Annotated in this window: 13 protein-coding genes and 1 CRISPR repeat array (1 of these 14 running past the window's edge); of the genes, 8 read left to right on the top strand and 5 right to left on the bottom strand. The window is 47.4% G+C overall.

All coding sequences use genetic code 11. The features are described 5' to 3' along the window. Positions 1-1,914: direct repeats of the CRISPR family, unit length 37 nt; unit sequence CTAGCATCCAGTCTAAAGACTGGATGAGGATTGAAAC (it extends 1,961 nt beyond the left edge of the window). A gap of 497 nt (positions 1,915-2,411) precedes the next feature. Continuing rightward, on the top strand, positions 2,412-2,813 hold the full coding sequence (locus ACFSOY_RS13845; RefSeq protein WP_386047548.1) for a hypothetical protein: 402 nt from the start codon (positions 2,412-2,414) through the stop codon (positions 2,811-2,813). 183 nt (positions 2,814-2,996) lie between these two features. Here the strand turns inward: ACFSOY_RS13845 and ACFSOY_RS13840 are convergent, their stop codons facing one another. The 3 genes from ACFSOY_RS13840 to ACFSOY_RS13830 form a co-directional block, all read right to left on the bottom strand. Then, positions 2,997-7,178: a P-loop NTPase gene (locus ACFSOY_RS13840; RefSeq protein ID WP_386047546.1), complete on the bottom strand. Its 4,182-nt coding sequence runs from the start codon at positions 7,176-7,178 to the stop codon at positions 2,997-2,999. A gap of 723 nt (positions 7,179-7,901) precedes the next feature. Then, positions 7,902-8,510 (bottom strand): hypothetical protein, encoded by a 609-nt coding sequence (locus ACFSOY_RS13835; RefSeq protein WP_386047544.1) that lies wholly within the window; start codon positions 8,508-8,510, stop codon positions 7,902-7,904. A gap of 16 nt (positions 8,511-8,526) precedes the next feature. After that, entirely contained in the window at positions 8,527-9,147 is a 621-nt protein-coding gene (locus ACFSOY_RS13830; RefSeq protein ID WP_386047543.1) for a zinc metalloprotease, read from the bottom strand. A 451-nt stretch (positions 9,148-9,598) separates the two neighbouring features. Between ACFSOY_RS13830 and ACFSOY_RS13825 the strand changes: the two genes are divergently transcribed. The 3 genes from ACFSOY_RS13825 to ACFSOY_RS13815 all read left to right on the top strand — a co-directional run bounded on the left by ACFSOY_RS13825 (position 9,599) and on the right by ACFSOY_RS13815 (position 12,418). Next, positions 9,599-10,786: a hypothetical protein gene (locus tag ACFSOY_RS13825; RefSeq protein ID WP_386047541.1), complete on the top strand. Its 1,188-nt coding sequence runs from the start codon at positions 9,599-9,601 to the stop codon at positions 10,784-10,786. Then, positions 10,786-10,914, top strand: coding sequence for a hypothetical protein (locus ACFSOY_RS13820; protein ID WP_386047539.1), 129 nt, complete (start codon positions 10,786-10,788; stop codon positions 10,912-10,914). Before ACFSOY_RS13825 ends, ACFSOY_RS13820 begins: the two co-directional genes overlap by 1 nt. A gap of 220 nt (positions 10,915-11,134) precedes the next feature. Next, complete coding sequence (locus tag ACFSOY_RS13815; RefSeq protein ID WP_386047537.1) at positions 11,135-12,418, top strand: tetratricopeptide repeat protein; 1,284 nt, start codon at positions 11,135-11,137, stop codon at positions 12,416-12,418. Between the two features lie 79 nt (positions 12,419-12,497). Here the strand turns inward: ACFSOY_RS13815 and ACFSOY_RS13810 are convergent, their stop codons facing one another. Beyond that, positions 12,498-12,758, bottom strand: a complete 261-nt coding sequence (locus tag ACFSOY_RS13810; protein ID WP_386047536.1) for a hypothetical protein — start codon at positions 12,756-12,758, stop codon at positions 12,498-12,500. 131 nt (positions 12,759-12,889) lie between these two features. On the opposite strand from ACFSOY_RS13810, the gene ACFSOY_RS13805 reads away from it, so the two are divergent. The 3 genes from ACFSOY_RS13805 to ACFSOY_RS13795 all read left to right on the top strand — a co-directional run bounded on the left by ACFSOY_RS13805 (position 12,890) and on the right by ACFSOY_RS13795 (position 15,527). Further along, entirely contained in the window at positions 12,890-14,071 is a 1,182-nt protein-coding gene (locus tag ACFSOY_RS13805) for a glycosyltransferase family 2 protein (RefSeq protein ID WP_386047535.1), read from the top strand. A gap of 135 nt (positions 14,072-14,206) precedes the next feature. Beyond that, entirely contained in the window at positions 14,207-14,836 is a 630-nt protein-coding gene (locus tag ACFSOY_RS13800; protein WP_386047534.1) for an O-methyltransferase, read from the top strand. A 10-nt stretch (positions 14,837-14,846) separates the two neighbouring features. Further along, complete coding sequence (locus ACFSOY_RS13795; protein ID WP_386047532.1) at positions 14,847-15,527, top strand: HAD family hydrolase; 681 nt, start codon at positions 14,847-14,849, stop codon at positions 15,525-15,527. A gap of 108 nt (positions 15,528-15,635) precedes the next feature. Here ACFSOY_RS13795 and pckA read toward each other — a convergent pair whose 3' ends face one another. Next, positions 15,636-17,219 (bottom strand): phosphoenolpyruvate carboxykinase (ATP), encoded by a 1,584-nt coding sequence (pckA, locus tag ACFSOY_RS13790; RefSeq protein ID WP_386047530.1) that lies wholly within the window; start codon positions 17,217-17,219, stop codon positions 15,636-15,638. Between the two features lie 264 nt (positions 17,220-17,483). Between pckA and ACFSOY_RS13785 the strand changes: the two genes are divergently transcribed. Further along, on the top strand, positions 17,484-18,320 hold the full coding sequence (locus ACFSOY_RS13785; protein ID WP_386047528.1) for an HAD-IIB family hydrolase: 837 nt from the start codon (positions 17,484-17,486) through the stop codon (positions 18,318-18,320). The last annotated feature ends 43 nt before the right edge of the window (positions 18,321-18,363 follow it).

The following is an 18,363-nucleotide window of genomic DNA, read 5'->3' as shown; positions in this document are numbered from 1 at the left end:
CCAGTCTAAAGACTGGATGAGGATTGAAACACGCGGCGGACTGCGGAACCAAGTGCCGTGGGTGCAAGGACTCTAGCATCCAGTCTAAAGACTGGATGAGGATTGAAACAATTCCGTTCTGTGTTTGGGGCGTGCGCCCGATCCTAGCATCCAGTCTAAAGACTGGATGAGGATTGAAACGCTTGATGCAGGGGGAGCTGGTGGCGTGTGCAGACTAGCATCCAGTCTAAAGACTGGATGAGGATTGAAACCCGTTATCTGAGGTGATCGGGAAGGGGGTCGAACCTAGCATCCAGTCTAAAGACTGGATGAGGATTGAAACACGTCGGCTTGCCAGCAAAGTTGAATAGGCCTGCATCTAGCATCCAGTCTAAAGACTGGATGAGGATTGAAACTAAAGATAATCCGAAAGAAGTGATCGATCTCGGAACTAGCATCCAGTCTAAAGACTGGATGAGGATTGAAACATCAGCCCAAGAAAACTCAAACTCCATCGTCGGATACTAGCATCCAGTCTAAAGACTGGATGAGGATTGAAACGACTTGTCATCCTCAGCGATGTTGCAGGCAATCGTCTCTAGCATCCAGTCTAAAGACTGGATGAGGATTGAAACAATGAAGATTAGCGATGCTCGAGCATTGCAAAAGCTAGCATCCAGTCTAAAGACTGGATGAGGATTGAAACCTACAGCCTTAGTAAGAAAGAGGAGGCAGATCGACTAGCATCCAGTCTAAAGACTGGATGAGGATTGAAACCTGTAACGTGTTACTTTCCCCCGCCAGCTTGCGGTTTCTAGCATCCAGTCTAAAGACTGGATGAGGATTGAAACGTACTTGAAGCGTGTGGAGCCGCACAGTGTTACCCTCTAGCATCCAGTCTAAAGACTGGATGAGGATTGAAACATCCCGAGACGAGCGTCGAAACGCATTGTGAAACTCTAGCCTAGCATCCAGTCTAAAGACTGGATGAGGATTGAAACTTCTTCCTGAGCGGCTCGCTCACCGACGGCGCCCTCTAGCATCCAGTCTAAAGACTGGATGAGGATTGAAACCGCCGCCTGCTCGCAGTACAAGCCCTTGGACTCGTCTAGCATCCAGTCTAAAGACTGGATGAGGATTGAAACTCTCGATGCATGCGGTGAACGGCCGCGGTCTGCATCTAGCATCCAGTCTAAAGACTGGATGAGGATTGAAACGTTTTACAAGCGGTGCAAGTAAAACGCGTCTGAGGTCTAGCATCCAGTCTAAAGACTGGATGAGGATTGAAACAGCGCGTGAAACAAAAAGATACAGCAAGTTGGAGCTAGCATCCAGTCTAAAGACTGGATGAGGATTGAAACGGTCTCGTCCCGGTGTATCGGGTAAGCAGCTACACTAGCATCCAGTCTAAGTACTGGATGAGGATTGAAACCTTCTTGCCCGGCGCGCCGCCGAGCGGATGCTTGTCTAGCATCCAGTCTAAGTACTGGATGAGGATTGAAACTTGTTCATGCGCGCCGCTGATCCGGATCACCCGACTAGCATCCAGTCTAAGTACTGGATGAGGATTGAAACGCAAAGTGTCTTACGTGGTGGTGATGCCGCGTTGTCCTCTAGCATCCAGTCTAAGTACTGGATGAGGATTGAAACAGAAAGGCACCCGATCCAGATCGCTCGACCCGCAGACCTAGCATCCAGTCTAAGTACTGGATGAGGATTGAAACGTAACATTAGGAGAGACAACCGGACTGAACCTTGTAGCATCCAGTCTAAGGACTGGATGCGGATTGAAACTTGTCAGGATCTTTGAGGATTCTTTATCTATTCGGTAACATCCAGTCTAAAGACTGGATGCGGATTGAAACGATCTCTCAAGACGTCCGCCGTTTCCCGCCAGACTAGCATCCAGTCAAAGGATTGGATGAGGATTGAATGAGGATTGAATGAGGATTGAATGAGGATTGAATGAGGATTGAATGAGGATTGAATGAGGATTGAATGAGGATTGAATGAGGATTGAATGAGGATTGAATGAGGATTGAATGAGGATTGAATCGCCGCTCTCGGAGTCGCGATTGCTCAAACCGTGAACTAGCATCTAGTCTAAGGACTAGATGAGGGTTGAAACTCTACTGAAACACTGGGACATACATTCGGAAGATCCAAACATCTAACCTTCGTGTTGGGTGAGGATTGAAATAAAGAAGATAAGCAAATGCATCCCGGCTCGCAGATGAAATGGAAACATCGAGATATAAATAAATTGCTGAATCTATCCGATTCGAAGCTAAGGCCTCGCCATTTTTACAAGGGATTGCTCGAACAATTGAGGGGTGAAGCGAAGTATTATTGATGAGACAGCAAGCGGCAACAGCATTGGGAGATTAAACTGATGCGAGGAGTTCATTGCTTGTGTCGATGGAGCGCATTTATTGGACAAAGAAATGTTCGAAGAAGTAAGGTTTTTGCTCAACTTCAAAATGGATGCCCATAGCCCGATGGCACTGATCCTTGTCGGACAAAATGAACTGTGGGATCGCCTTCAATTACAGATGTTCATGCCGTTTCGGCGAAGGATTGATCTGCAATGCAAACTGGTACACTACGACCGCGCACAAGTTGGGGCGTACATGGATCGTCATTTGGAATATGCCAGCGTCAGTCGAGATAATTTCTCGGACGGTGAGGTCGATGAAATCTACCGTTATTCAAGAGGTGCAGTCCGCTTGGTGAATAATGCGATAATACATAGTTTGATTTTTGGCGCGTTGAACAAGTACCAGATCATTGACGACCACTTGGTAATACGGGTGACCGCAGGAGAATTGACTTGATTCTCCCGTTTTCCATTTCATGATTCGCTATGAGCACTCGGCCATTTTATCCTTCACCATTAAGGACATTAGGCTCGGTCAATTTTCAGTCAGCATAAGGTGGTAGTAACACAATATGTGAATGCAATAAAAAAGAAACCCTCGTTTTTTACGTGGGTTTCGCGATGATCTGAAAGCAGGCATCTATAGATGGGTTTTTTGCTCTTCTTGCATCACATAAAGGGTCCAGTGCATCGACAACAGACCTGCCAGCTCGAAGGCTTGTTCGATGGATTCAAGCCAAATTTCAAGCGTGTGCTGCTCTACAGGGATGTCTTCCGTGTATTGCAAGGTATCTATCAAAGAGTTTGTGAGTTCAAGTACGGCTCTTGACTGATTTGAAACGAGTAGACCATTGCGTTCCGTTAGAACTTTGGATACTCTCAATATGGATGAGAGGACTTTCTTATTTGATTGCTCAATAAGATGTACCACACTCTCTATATACCGGCGGTATGCACCCTCTCTTTCTTCATCTATTTTAGACATAGACATGACATCATAAAGATGATTTAAATGGCTCATGACATTGACGATCTCCTTCGTCATATCATAGACAATGTCAAGACGAGGGTGGTGCCACATATGAAGTTTGAGAGTTGCCAACCATTCCTCTGAAACCTCGATGGGGAAGAGATTCCACCAACTTGGTGTACGATCTGTATCTAAGAGATGTGACAGCAGATTGATTTCCCAAACGGCATTGTTTATTTTCTTGCCTTCCAACAAAGGTACTACGACAATGTAAGACCAATGCATGTCCAGTACGAACTGTTGTATTCGTTTATCACTTGATTGAGATAGAACGTTACAAATCGTAATGTACACAGGTCTGAGCATATCTTGATCGATAGGGACGTCCTGATGGTCAACTGCTATACAGACCGCGTTTTCACCTTTGAAAGAGACTTCTTTTACAAGGACAGATAGTTTTCGGGTGATGTCGGAGTTAAAACGAAGTTCTTTGCTTAGCTGTTTGATGAAATTACTTTTCGTGCGTTCAAAGACGGAAGCAAACACTTGGGAAGCGTTCTTTTCCGTTTGTTCCGGTTGAAAAGCAAAGAAATACCAAATGGGAGCGAATCGAGTCAGTATTCGCTTTTCTTGGTGTTCAAGACTTTGCAGAGTCTGTTCGTCCACAAGATGCTCAAAATGCATTCTGAACTCCCTTTGCAAGCTGAAGAGAACTTTACAAGCAGCTGCTAAGTTAGCCATGGATATGTGATCCAGATCAGTACGTATTCCGTTTTGCAAAGCAAAACGCCGAACTTGGTCTTTGTTCTTACCTTGACCAATCGCGGAATTAACAGCGAGGACATGATGACATTGACTGAAAAAATTGGAAAATGCTCCGGAATAATCTGCAAAATACTTTCGATAGGGGATATACTTTTCGTTTGCAAGCATTTTTTGCTTCAAGCTGTATCCAAATTGATTGTTGTCGGAGTTGGCAGGAACTTCTCCTGCGAGCCCCCATTCGTCGACTGCTACTAACGGGAAGGAGGGGGTATGGCTAAAGGAGGTTCTCACCTCGTCGAGTTTGTTTATGTCCAATCGATCAAGTAAGGCGTTAGGTTCTCTTTTCTTATAGTATTCTTGAAGTGCGTCCTCTAATTCTCTGCATTGGGAAGCGATAGACTTTCGAAAGGCAATGACTTGGTCGGCATATTCTTGCCACGTTTGCGTACGGAATTTCTTTTCGATGAGCCTGCGGAAGGTGGCGTTTATGTTCGTCATCCATTCATTCCCAAATCGATCATGCCGGATGTTTTTCTCAGTTGGATCAAAATTGTACTCAGTAGATAGGTTAACCCATCGATGCCCGTATCCTTTAGAAGCGTACTGTTCACGGTGAGGAAACATCCGTCGAAGTAAATGAAGTCTCGACATTGTTTCATTATGTATATGATCTTCCTTATTGAAGTCCGCATATCCAGTCGCCAGTTTATTTTTAGGTGATGACTCAGCATTAATTACAAAGTGTGGTGTAATTGTAACTTTGTCATCTTGCAGACGGAATGTGAGTGTCTCTTCACAGTATTTTTCGACTAATAGGTTACGTTTCAGGTCAAACCATTTTATGAAGACCTCTGGTCGGGCTGTGTGTACACCATACATGAAGTTAGATAGGGTCTCGGTGGATAACACACTAAGTGCTTGGTCGAATAATTCTAATGTAAAGATGTTCGTTATTTGGCATGTCTCCTGGAATCTCCCAAGCCAGAAACCACAGTAAGCAACTCCAATCCAGTCTTCTTCTTTCTTCGGCGCTGTAGGAAGTGAGGTGCGAGTAATTAACCAATCTTTTGCAAATCGGAATACTCGATCCTTATCCGTCTGGCGTGCCCTTAGATCACGTAGTTCATCGAACCCGCTTTCAGGTATGTGATCTTTAAAGTAGTTCAAAAATGATTCAGAATACCCTTCAAGAATATTGGTTACGTCGATGTCTATGACTAGAGTAAAACCACTTCCTACTCTTGCGAAGGCGTCATTTAATAATGATTCGTTCTCTTCTATGTATCGAGCGAGTCCAAGCCAGATCAGAGCTCGAGTTACACCTGCATAGGCCGCCCAGCTTTGAGGAGAGTAGGTAGAGAGAGTCTCCAATAACTTCTCAGTCTCTTCTTGCCTTCGAGAGAAGGACCGCATTAAGAAGCCCTCTACATCCTCTTCAAAAATCAATGGGAAGCATGACTGAACGGTCTCAAGCCATGATTCAAACAGAACTGTGCTTAACAGCTCTACTAAGATTTCTGAACGGATTGGATGCAGGCCTTGGACGAGCGTGGATTGATTTGAAATACGGATCAAATATTCTTGTTCGAGACGACGGAATACTGCTCCTGGAATCGAAATCCCGAGATGCTTGATAAGCGGTCGCACCTCAATGCGCGACTCATATGCGGAAGCAACGGCCACTAGAAGCAGCAATTGGAGAGTAGAGGAACTAATATCACCATTCTCGGCTTCCTTTACTAGAAACATGATTTGTTTTTCGAGGCGTTCACGAAGTGTTGTCCCTTGAGTAATCAAGTAAACAAACTCCAATAATGGACCTTCTCCGCCAAAACGCTGCCATGCTTCCTCATAGTTTAGAAACGGGGATTCTCCTTTTTTCTCCACGAACGAATCGTAAAGACCTTGAGCCTCGTCTTTAGAAAGAACGAGTTCAATTTCTGAAAATGAAAACTCGTACCCAGTCACGCTAGCTCTTTTCCAATCTTCCTCCCTTACCGTCACTAGTACACGAATATGGGGATGTGCCGACAGTTGTTTGACCAGTTCGACCCACTCGTTATCACTCGGTGATACATCCAAATAAACAATTAGTGGAATACCCATTGCGTTTGCATGACCTGTAAGAGCCGTAGCGAGACTTAGAGCATGTTTTTTATTCTCAACGTTCTGGACGCGAAAACGCCACTCTTTAGGCAAATAATCTTTTATGAAGCGATAGGCTAGAGTTGTCTTGCCTTGTCCGGAAGCACCGTGAATGATTACTACGCGTTTTAGATCGAGCTTTTCTGATATCTGTTTTAATTTCTCAGATCGAGCGATATCAAGATTGGCTAAGATGTGCTCGTAGCGTGTCGAGACCCCTTGATAGAACTCATTTGATAGCTCTGCTTGCCATCGTTCGTCAATGTCGATGTCTTCAATCGGAACAATGACAGTATTCCATTCTTGATATTGAGCAGCCCGCTCTGAAAGAAACCGACCCACGCTGTTAATCTTCTCTATTACGTCTTCTCGAGTTATCGATTTCTTATGCTCCGCACAAAGATACAGCCAGAAGTTAAGCAATTCAAACGCTCGTTCCGGGTCAACACCGGTCATTGCTTGCCCGAGTTTATTAAAAACATCTTCGAGAATCGCGCGCTCTTCTCTTTGCTCTGGTTTAACCTTGGAAAGCATGAAACGGGCATTCTCTTCAGTTACAAATTTATGTTTGCTTATTTTTTTCGCTATGGTGTTACGGAGTTTCATGTTGTTCGTGAGGGCGCCGAGCAGCTCAGGTCCAAAATCTCCAAAACTGAATATCTTAACTTTTAGATCGGGGTTGGCAATGAGCTGCGGAGTAATCCGGTTAAAGAAGGACAGCCGCTTGCTAGGCGCGAAATCGGAAAGTCTAAGGGGGGCACTGTAGGCTTTTATTTGTACGACTTCTTGATTGCTCAGGGACTCGTCATAAACGAATAAATCTTCATTCCCTTCTGGATGATAGACTAATTTTGATTCCTTCGGACAATTCAATATGCGATATAGGGTATACAGGGCTTGCAGACGATAGCCTCGATATGCGGGAGTTGCATCTGTTGACATAAGACCACCCTTTCTGTAAATCTCTTATTAGAGATTATCTCATACGAAAATAAATTATACAAACGAAAGTAATTGAAATAAATATTCTATTAATGCGGAAAAATATATTTCATCAATCAGAAATTGGCACTCGCATAACCCAATAGTGTCAATAATGGATATAGTTTTTCATTGATTGTGGAGGAGATTAGATGGGAGAGAATAGCTATTATTAGTGGAAACGCTATTGGTACCTAAGAGGCAAGCTCTTGCCGCTCGTTGAGAGATGTACTTGATGAGGATCGAAACAAATTGGCCGACCTCCCACTAGCATCGAACCATTGTACCGGATGAGGATTGAAACTTGATCAAGGGAAGTCGATATGTCAAAAATCGGCTAGCCTCTAACCACGGATATAACATGAAGATCGAAACATGTTGCCGGATTGCCCGAATAGAATGAGAGTGTTCTTAGCATCCTGCCTCCGCGTTGGATGAGGATTGAAACTCGATTCCAATTTCAGCCGTGAACTTACAGGTCATTCAATTCGCAACTCTTGATCGCTACCACAATTGTGATCGAGCTTTTGGAAGAGCACCTCCGCTCACCGATGGAGGTGCTCTTCCATGCAACTTGAAAGCTGCAAGATTATGAAAGTCTATTGCACAGATCGCAAAAAATAAAGGAAGCTGACAAATGTTCTCGTCAACTCCCTCTTCTTTTTCTTTAGTGAACTGAATGGACTACAAATTGTACTTCTTGAGTGCTTGTTCCTTCAGTTGGTAGAATTCTTCGAGTTCGAAATTGGTTTTCAAGAACTCAACGTCTGGATCACGGAAAGCATCGTTCGCGGTTTTGTGTTTGGTTCCTCTGGTACTTAGATTCAAATCAAACTTCCCTTCGTAAATCCCAACAATTACGTAAGAATCTTTGGATGACCCAGGAATCAAAAACAACAAATATCTCCCATCCTCATTCATCCATTTATAGCCTTCAGTTCCGATATAACGGTCATTTGCAAGGTAGCAGTCCTCAAACACGGAAATGTTCTTCTTGATTTGAACGTCACCTTTCAGCACTTTTTCAACCTTAACAGTTGACTTGGTGAGGTTGGATACAAAAATACCTTGAGAATCGAACATCTCTAATGTCTCTCTCTTGCCTGTAAATTTCCCCACCACTACGAGTTCAGATTCTTCTTCCAACTCTTCGACGGTAGCATGATGGTTGAATGATGCGTTGGAAATTCCAACCTCAATGTTCGCATACTTATCCTCTTTCATCATTGCATACACTCCAAAACCACCAGCTAAGATCACAGCAGCTACGAACAAGAAAAGACTTTTTTTCATTCCATTTTCCTCCTCTCTAGTACATGTACTGAAGATTTGCAATGTCTACTGGGGAAAGGTGCCAATATTCCACTTGATTCTCTTGCATCACAGATGATTGGTGGCTATAACCAGAAGGCTGATGCACCATGCTCAACACATGGCCTAATTCATGGACAGCAATTCGAGTACGCTGATTTTGTGTAAACCCAAACAAATTCATTTTTTCGTCGTTTAGCTTCAAGTCCACTTTGCTCCAAGCGGCAGTTACAGCAGCACTCTCGCTCAGCTCATACCCATTAATATCATAATTAAATGTCTTACCAAACCAATAATAATCTTTCGTACCTCCAGTAACAGCAAAGAATCGCAACTTTGCAGAATTTATTTCGGACGAAGCTGCCCTTCGGAAATTGATCACAGCATCTGTTACGTTATCAAACTCCGTTCTAGCTGATAACGTAATGTTAGAATATCCCAGATTGGATACGTTGCTGTCTTCATAATAAACCAAAGCTGCTATAGCTGCGTCAGGTAAACCATTTCCTGAGAAGAAAGCGTCACGACCATAATACGTGGCATGTGCAACATCGAGAATTCCAACAGAGGAAATCGCCACCACAAAAGCAACTGTACTTTTCATGCGTCTGCTTGTCATCAATCAACAAATCCTTTCATTTATAATTTTTGTTTTACAATATCACATATAAAATAGATAGTCTACTAGTTTATGGAAGCGAAAATTCTGTATAGCTGTACTATACGTATTTGTTTTTGCATTATATGGAATCCACCTAATACACCTTTCGTCACAATTGAAGTTGGGCACTCTTTCCCCCTATTGCTGCCATCCCTTCCTTACAGCCCCTCCATGCTCGCAGAAGTTCATCGTTCATTAATTCAAATCCTCATCTTCCCTTCGACCAATTGCGCATCTGAGAGAAACAATAAAAAAGCAATAAATAGATGTGAAGAGGAACCCATCTTTCATTTAGAAATTTCCAGCGAAATGTATACAAGTGGTATGCGCATTGATATAATTAATAAAGATACACTGTGATAATATTCTAAATAGAGAGCATATATTTTTGATAATTGGGGGCATTCACATGAGTTCTCTTGTTGCATCAAAATATACAGTGGTTGACAAGATTCCTTTAGGACGAAGGATCGAAGAGATCAAAAAGGAGAAAGGTGGGTATTACTCGACTGCGGCTATGTCGAGGAGGATAGGATTCAGTGAGCAGACGTTCAGAGACATGTTAAAGGCTAGGCGGGAGATATATACGTTTGAATTAGAAAAGATCGCGAAGGACTTGAAGTTAACAGCTGGACGGATTTTACAGGAGGATTCTTATAAGCAACATATGGGACTAGACAGTCTGCTGAACGGAAACGAGCGAACAAAAACCATGTTGCAACAAGCCCTTGTGGTTTCCAGCGAACTAGTCGAAAAGGCTGTGGGGTCGACAGAACGTGGGTTTGCGCTGCACAATCTTGCAAGGGTTATGTATCTACAACGTCAATACGACGATGCGCATACAACTTGGTTAAAAGCATTGGAATATGCCAAAAAAATTCATCAGGAATTTGATGACAAGAGATTGCTGAAAGTTGTGTCAGCAAACTTGATGTTGACATACGCCATTCGAAAAGAATACAGCAACATAGGTGATTTTCTCTGTGCTGTTGAGGAAATGTTTGCTGAAGATCATGATAAGTTGGGCTTAGCCCAACATACTCGAATGTTAGTGCAAATGGAGCGCGGCGATTGTGAATCTGCTAGGAAGCACTCTTATCTTGCGCTAGAACACTTCGAGCAGACTGAGAACGATAAACAGATTGGTCATGCTTTAATCAATGTAGCGCACTTTGAGTACCGATTGGGGAACTACAGCGCTTCTTCAAGATCATTGTCTGACGCGATTAAAAAAGTTGTTCAGTATGAAGACATTCTGGTTGTAGTGGTAAAGGAATACGTGAAGTCGCTTGTGAAAATACAGGAGTACGATACTGCCTTAAAAGTTGTGGAAAAATATGAGTCTGTATCTCGGGAATATCCTGACTATTGGGGCAAGTTGCAAATCATGAAAACGCTTCTTACAGATGATCCATCGTTTGCGGATCGGATTAGCAATGATTCTGAATTGAGTTTAAATGTCCGTTCGTTGGCGTGTAAATGCTTGATGGATTTTTACACCAAGAGAGATGACGCTGAAAATGCGTTGAAGTATTATAAAAAGGGGAGAACCTATGCGAGTTCCCCGACCGAGTTCTACGAAGAGGAGGACTACTGATGAAAAAAAGATTTCTGACAGGTTTACTACTTGTTGCTCTGGCGATAATTGCTTTTGGAAACACAAACGTCAGCCAGAACGCAGAAATATCTCATCCTGAACCAGCATCAATTGTGATCTTTAAATAACAGAATTTTTGTGTAAAATCTATCCTCTTAACCGATTTCACAACAGCTTTTCCTTCCGTGCACCTCCATACTTGGAGGTGTTTTTCTTTGTAACCCAATAATTATCAGATAATTTCGTGGTTTATAAGTTGCTCACGGTGTTTGGTAAAAATGTATCGCGTAATTTAAAACAACTGATAGCATGTTGGTATAAGGGGAGTATTAATGGAGGTGTCGGAGTTTGTCTTCACTTGGACAAAGAATTCGAGAACAGCGCTTAACGAAAGGGCTTACGCAAATTGATCTTGCAAGCGGTCTCTGTACGCCCTCGATGATCAGTCAGATCGAAAGTGACAGAGCCAAGCCCTCGCACAAAATTCTGGTCGCAATCGCCAGTCGGTTGTCCGTTCCGATCGAGCAACTGCTCTCGGATGTCAATCTTGATCTTGAGTATAAAAGCCAACTGCGAATGGCGATCGGGTTGGTTCGGGCAAAGGAATTCAGAACTGCAATCCCGCTGCTACAGGAACTTATCGACAGCGCCTATCCGCGGATGAAAAGCAGTGAAATTCATCTTGAACTTGCTACCTGCCATGTAGAGCTTGGGGATGCTGAAGCAGCGATCACCCTTTTGAAGGGCGTGTACGAGTGGGCGAATCGGAAGCAAGATCATGAAACGCTGACAATCGCACTTCATCTCTTGGGAACGGCCTATCAAAAGAAGGAAGAGCCGGCTCTCGCGTTGTTCCACGCCAAACGAGCTTACGAAGAGCTGGAAAAAGTGAAGGAGCCCGACCCAATCCTCCACTCAAAAGTGCTAACTCTCTTGGGGAGCATTCACGAAGAGATGGGCAAGGTGGCAGAAGCGGCAACGTTCTATGAGGAAGCGTTGGGGTTGGGTCGAGGGAAGATTGAAGAACGCGGTTTGTCGTACCTAAAGCTAGCAGAAACGTATCAAAAAGCGCAGTGTCTGGAAAAAGCGGAAGAGTACGCAGGACGAGCAGCTTTGATTTTCGAGGAAGTTACGAACGTCCAACAGGAACAGGATGTGCAGCACCGTCTGGTCAAGCTAACGAGTAAACGGGAGAACTGGAAGAAGTCTGTCGATGATTTGTTACAGATCGCTGCGCAATATGAAACAACGTCAAACAAAGAAAAAGCGGGTGCTGTCTATGCGGACATCGCCATGATCTCTTCCGCACATGGTGAACTTGAAGAAGCGTGGGCATACGCAGAGCGTGCAAGGATATCTCTCCCAAATCTTCATCCAGCGATGGGCACTGTTCATCGCGTTCTTGCCAACGTTTATCAGGAGCGCAGCGATGACGAAAAAGCGGAGAAACATCTGCGCAATGCGATCAAGATTTTTGTGCAGCATGGCAGAGTTGCAGAGTTTGAAGAAGTGAACAATCAGCTGTGCAAGCAGATGATCAGCAAAGAGAAATACAAAGAAGCGTTCGAACAGATCACGACCTTTCAACAATTCATGAAGCAAAAGCTTGTACAAAAAGGGATCGTGCTGTGAGGTGGGAAGTTGGAATCACTTCCTTGCCAACAGCTCGTCAACTTTCGCTTCGAGCTCTTTCAGACGATCTGATAATCGATCAGACTTTTGCTGAAGCTTGCTCAACGATGTGGATTGATTGACCAGTGACCAGCAAAGACAGCAAAAAGTCGACCAAAAAAAACGCGATCACGCCAAAAACAAAGTCGAAAGTCACCATATGAACACCAGCTCCTTTTGAGAAAATGATCCTCTGCACTGGAGAGGAAGCTCCTTCCGTTCTCCAACCAAAACCAAAACTTATGCGCAACACTGATGGATATGCGATCCATCCAGTCAAAAAGATCAAAAAAACCAACATGACCGCTTTCCTCGAACGACATCAGATGCACCGTGCTCAGATATCCGTCACTAAAAAGCGAGCCGTTTCCCATTCATGCTATACTGATAGCAAATCTTGGCGACCATGCGGAAACGAAAGGGAAGTGTCAGATGGTTGTATTACAGGGAATCGCAGTGTTGGTGTTTCTCTATTGGGTCGCGATGTTCGTGACAAACCTGCGCGGGCTGAGGATGATTCCAGAGTTGATCTCCGGCACGGTCGAAGGGGAGCAACCGCTCGTTTCGATCATCGTGGCCGGAAAGGATGAAGAGGCGTCGATCGAGCGAACTTTGGACAGCCTGCTCCGATTGGACTATCAAAACTATGAGCTGATCGTCGTCAACGACCGCTCGGAGGATCGAACGGGCGAGATCATCGCACGGGTCAAGGAGCGAGCCAGAACCGCGCGACCGGATCTTCGGTTTGAGCTGATCCAGATTCAGGAGCTGCCGACCGGATGGCTCGGCAAAAATCATGCGCTGTACCAAGGGTACCTGCAAGCGCGCGGCGAGTATTTGCTGTTCACCGATGCGGATGTGCGCTTCGCGCCCAACTCGCTGCAAGCGGCGATGCAGTTCGCCTTGCATGAGCAGGCCGACCATGTGACGATGATCCCGACGATGGAAGCGCACAGCTTTTGGCTGCGGGCGTTTGTCCATTATTTTTTGTTCTCGCTCTGTTTGGTGATTCGGCCGTGGTTGCCGAATATAGATACACAGAATAAGGTTGGGTTTGGCATCGGAGCGTTCAATCTGCTCAGGCGGCAAGCGTATGAGCAGATCGGCACGCACGAGGCACTGAAAATGCGCCCCGATGATGACTTGCAGCTCGGCACGATGATCAAGCAGGCCGGGCTGCGGCAGCGCTTGGCAACCGGGACGAGACTGCTGACCGTCGAGTGGTATCCGACGCTGCGGGACGCGATTCAGGGGTTGGAGAAAAACACGTTTGCCGGGCTGAACTATTCGGTGCTGTTGGTCGTGGTCGGGGTGCTCGGACAGCTGTTGGCATTTTGCCTGCCGTTCTTCGGCTGGATGATGCTCGGGTGGAGTGGCCTGCTCTACGGGCTCTCGGTATTGATGATGATCGCCGTCTATCTGCGCTATACGACGACTGTGAGCCCGTATTCGGGCGTGGAGGTGGTGGCGCTTCCGCTCACTGCGCTGCTGTTCGTCTACATCATCGTCCGCTCGACCTATGTGACGCTGCGGCAGGGTGGTATCGTCTGGCGCGGTACGTTTTATTCGCTGCAGGAGCTGAAGAAGATGAAGCAGGCGAAAGGGATCATCTGAGCCAAATGGCTGTCACAAGGAAAAAATCTGCTCACCGAGCTACTCATCGACAGTTTGTACAGCCAGGGCAGGAAAACGAATGAGGAAAAGGAAGTATTCAAGAGTTGCAGATCCTGAAGAAGGCGAGGGATTTGAATGTCAGCAAATGAGTATATTCAGCGTTTGTTCGGTGCGGAAGATGAGGTTTTACAAGCGGTGCGGCAGTCGATCATCGATCGCGAGATGCCGACGATCTCCGTGTCGCCAGAAGTTGGCACCTACCTGACGATGCTCGTGAAGATGTCAGGTGCGCAATCGGTCTTGGAGATCGGGGCGCTCGGCGGGTACAGCGGCATCTGTCTGGCACGCGGCATGTCGGAGGATGGCAAGCTGACATCGCTCGAACTGGAAGTGGAGTATGCGCAGTTGGCTCATCAGAATCTGATTGGCGCAGGCTTTGGCGGGCGAGTGATCTACCGAGTCGGCGAGGCGTTGGTCAGCTTGCAACAGCTGGAAGCGGAAGGTGAGAAGTTCGACCTGTTCTTCATCGACGCGGATAAAGGAAACTATGTCAACTATTTCGAATGGGCGCTAAAGCTGGCCAACCCAGGTGCATTGATCCTCGCGGACAATGTGCTCTGGGGCGGTCGAGTGTACGATCAGGAGAATCAGGAAGAGTCCACGCAGATGCTGCGGGCGTTTAACGAGAAGATCGCGTCTGATGATCGCGTCGAATCGATGCTGCTGCCGATCGGCGATGGGCTGTCCGTCTCGCGCGTCAAGTGAGGAGAACTAGATGGAAACATTGTTGATGTGGGACATCGACGGAACGCTGCTTCGCAACAAAGGGGCGGGGCGGAGGGCGATGAACCGCGCGTTTGAACAGATGATGGGCGATGCGGGGTGCAGAGACGCGTTTGACCACATTCAGATGGCGGGCGGTCTCGACTTGCATTTTATCCACGAGGTGTTTGCCGAGCAAGGTGTGGATCGTTCCCGCCTTGAGGAATATCTGAGCTTGTACTATGCGCACCTCAAGGAGGAAGTCGGCGATGGCCAGTCGATCCTGATGCCGAACGTGCGCAACATGCTGGAGCGTGCCAGGCGAACCGACTCGCTCTACAACGCGCTGGGCACGGGCAATCTGGAGCTTGGTGCGCGGATCAAACTGGACCTTTTCGACCTGAACAGCTATTTTCCGGTCGGCGGGTTCTGCTATGGACTGGTCGAGCGCTATCAGGTGTTGCAAGACGGTGTGGAGCGCGCCCGCAAACACTACGCGGTCGATTTTGCGCCCGAGCGGGTCATCATCATCGGGGACACGGTGCGCGACATCGAAGCGGCGCGCAAGATCGGGGCGAAAGTGATCGCGGTCGCAACAGGCGGCAACTCCTACGAGATGCTAGAAGCTGCCAAGCCTGATCTGTTGCTTGCGGATCTGACCGATGAGGAGCGCTTTTTCGCGCTGTGTGAATAAAACGATATCAAAACACGCCCAGTCCATCAGCCGATGGAAGTGGGCGTGTTTTTTTCGGAAGAAAAAAAAGAAAACCCTGCATCGATCGCAGGGTTTTCAGAGCGGCTGTTACGCTTTCGGTGCAGCCGATTTGATCTCGTCAGAAACGGTTCCGAACTTCTCGAAGTTGTTGATGAAGCGAGAAGCGAGATCTTTCGCTTGTACGTCATACGCTTCTTTGTTTTCCCACGTGTTGCGCGGGTTGAGGACTTCGGCCGGAACGCCGTCCACCTCGGTCGGAAGCGCAAGTCCGAAGATCGGGTCGATCTCGTAGTTGGCAGTATCGAGGCGTCCTTCGATCGCCGCGGTGACCATCGCGCGGGTGTAGGACAGCTTCATGCGGGAGCCTTCTCCGTAGCCGCCACCCGTCCAGCCGGTGTTGACCAGGTAGACCTTCGCATCGTGCTTGGTGATCTTCTCGCCGAGCAGCTCAGCGTAGACGGTTGGAGCAAGCGGCAGGAACGGTGCGCCGAAGCAGGTGGAGAATGTCGCTTCCGGCTCGGTGACTCCGCGCTCGGTGCCTGCCAGCTTGGACGTGTAGCCGGACAGGAAGTAGTACATCGCCTGCTCTTTGGTCAGCTTGGCGATCGGAGGCAAGACGCCAAACGCATCTGCGGTCAGGAAGACGATCACGTTCGGGTGACCGCCGACGCTCGGCAGAACGGCGCCCGGGATCGAATCGATCGGGTAGGCAGCGCGGGTGTTTTCGGTCAGTTGGTCGCTGTCATAATCGGCGACGCGAGAAGCCTGATCGACGACCACATTTTCAAGCACGGCGCCAAACTTGATCGCGTTCCAGATCTCCGGTTCGTTCGCTGCGGTCAGACGGATGCATTTCGCATAGCAACCGCCTTCGAAGTTGAACACGCCATCATCAGACCAGCCGTGCTCATCATCGCCGATCAGGTTGCGGTTCGGGTCGGCAGAAAGGGTGGTTTTCCCGGTGCCGGAGAGACCGAAGAACAGCGCGACATCGCCAGATTGACCGACGTTTGCCGAGCAGTGCATCGGCATGACGCCTTTTTGTGGCAACAGGAAGTTCATGACGGAGAAGATCGACTTTTTCATCTCGCCCGCATAGTGAGTGCCGCCGATCAGCACGACGCGCTTCTCAAAGGAGACGAGGATGAACGTTTCCGAGCTGGTGCCGTCAACAGCAGGATCGGCCAGGAAGCTCGGAACTCCGATCACCGTGAATTGCGGATCATGCGTTTCGAGCTCTGCTGCGGTCGGGCGGATGAACAGCGTGTGCACGAACAGGTTCTGCCAGGAGTATTCGTTGATGATCCGAATCGGCAGGCGGTAGGTCTCATCTGCACCTGCGAAGCCGTCAAAGATGAACAGCTCGTCTTTTGTCTTCAAATGAGAAAGGACTTTCGCGTAGAGAGCATCGAACTTTTCTTGGGAGAACGGTTGGTTGACCGGGCCCCAATGCACGTGGTCCTTGGAGAGCGCGTCTTCTACGATAAATTTGTCTTTCGGGGAACGTCCCGTGTATTTGCCGGTGGTCACGCTGAGAGCGCCAGTGGAAGTAACGAGACCCTCGCCGTATTTCACAGCGGTTTCCACAAGAGATGGCACAGAAAGATTGCGATGAACGGTCGTGTTGTCCAAAATCTTTTGAAGCTCAGCGGTCATCATGTTCGTTGTCATGGGAAAAGTTCAGATCCTTTCCTTTGGGAGTAGCTGATATTATAATAGTAGTCAAACGTGTGAATTGGTGCAACACAATCTGACAATTGGTCACTTGATTATGAGCAATTAGGTTATACTATTTGCCTTCAGTATAACACAATGGATTTTGGACGGGAATCCTTTTTTTCGAGAAAATTTGGCAGGTTTATGTCCGACTGTAGTGCATCCAATTAATGTAGTGTATCCAATAAAGAAGGAAAAAACAATGAGGAGGACGCCGAGATGATCTCTTTGATCGCAATCGATCTGGATGACACGCTGATCGCACCCGACTTACATATTCCTGACGAAAATCTGACGGCGATCCGCCTAGCGATTAAAAGCGGCGTGAAGGTGGTCATCGCCACCGCCCGCGGCTGGGCAGGTGCCAAGCGATTTTATGATCGCATGGGGCTTTCCACCCCGATCATCCTCTCGTCTGGCGCAAGCACCGTCGATGGACAGACGGGTGCAGTGATCCGAAGGAGCTACCTCCCCTTGTCGTTTGCGCGAGATGTCGTCACCTTTGCCGATGAGCAGCAGATCGCCCTTCGCGTCTACGTCGGGAGCGAGGTGTGGAACAATTTTGACTACGATCCATCCAACGGGAAGAACAAGACGATCGAAATACATGTGGAGAATCTGGTGCAGAAGCTGGTCGAAGCGCCCTTTCAGATCTTTGTAAAAGGGGAGCGGGAGGCGAAGCTGATCCTCGAACGCTTTGGTTCGGAGGGAGACGGGTATCGCTGCCGCCATCACGTCTATGCGGATGGCATTCCAGAGCTGAACATCCTCCACCCGCGGAGCACGAAGCAAGATGCGCTCGCCGACCTCTGCGCCGCATTCGATGTGCCGCGCGAGCAGGTGATGGCGCTCGGCGACAGCAAAAACGATCTGGGGATGATCGCTTGGGCTGGGATCGGGGTGGCGATGAGCTGGGCGGACGACGCGGTCAAGGAAGCTGCCGACTGGGTACTAGCCGATGGGACTGCCCGCTTGACGCAAGACCCAGATGCGGAGGTCGCCGAGGCGATCTTCCACCATGTGTTGCAACAGCCAAAAACTGAATTTGCAGGATGATCGATCCGGCTCCGTGTGGAGTCGGATTTTTTTATCGCTACTT

The organism is Tumebacillus lipolyticus, from assembly GCF_042682745.1.
Lineage (GTDB): Bacteria > Bacillota > Bacilli > Tumebacillales > Tumebacillaceae > Tumebacillus_A > Tumebacillus_A lipolyticus.
This window is presented reverse-complemented; position numbering and strand designations above follow the sequence as displayed.

What these genes read in the sequence shown, in the direction of transcription:
- ACFSOY_RS13840 (WP_386047546.1), bottom strand. Translation starts at nt 7,178, where the DNA reads ATGTCAACAGATGCAACTCCCGCATATCGAGGCTATCGTCTGCAAGCC.
- ACFSOY_RS13835 (WP_386047544.1), bottom strand. Translation starts at nt 8,510, where the DNA reads ATGAAAAAAAGTCTTTTCTTGTTCGTAGCTGCTGTGATCTTAGCTGGT.
- ACFSOY_RS13830 (WP_386047543.1), bottom strand. Translation starts at nt 9,147, where the DNA reads ATGACAAGCAGACGCATGAAAAGTACAGTTGCTTTTGTGGTGGCGATT.
- ACFSOY_RS13825 (WP_386047541.1), top strand. Translation starts at nt 9,599, where the DNA reads ATGAGTTCTCTTGTTGCATCAAAATATACAGTGGTTGACAAGATTCCT.
- ACFSOY_RS13820 (WP_386047539.1), top strand. Translation starts at nt 10,786, where the DNA reads ATGAAAAAAAGATTTCTGACAGGTTTACTACTTGTTGCTCTGGCGATA.
- ACFSOY_RS13810 (WP_386047536.1), bottom strand. Translation starts at nt 12,758, where the DNA reads ATGTTGGTTTTTTTGATCTTTTTGACTGGATGGATCGCATATCCATCA.
- ACFSOY_RS13805 (WP_386047535.1), top strand. Translation starts at nt 12,890, where the DNA reads ATGGTTGTATTACAGGGAATCGCAGTGTTGGTGTTTCTCTATTGGGTC.
- ACFSOY_RS13800 (WP_386047534.1), top strand. Translation starts at nt 14,207, where the DNA reads ATGTCAGCAAATGAGTATATTCAGCGTTTGTTCGGTGCGGAAGATGAG.
- ACFSOY_RS13795 (WP_386047532.1), top strand. Translation starts at nt 14,847, where the DNA reads ATGGAAACATTGTTGATGTGGGACATCGACGGAACGCTGCTTCGCAAC.
- pckA (WP_386047530.1), bottom strand. Translation starts at nt 17,219, where the DNA reads ATGACAACGAACATGATGACCGCTGAGCTTCAAAAGATTTTGGACAAC.
- ACFSOY_RS13785 (WP_386047528.1), top strand. Translation starts at nt 17,484, where the DNA reads ATGATCTCTTTGATCGCAATCGATCTGGATGACACGCTGATCGCACCC.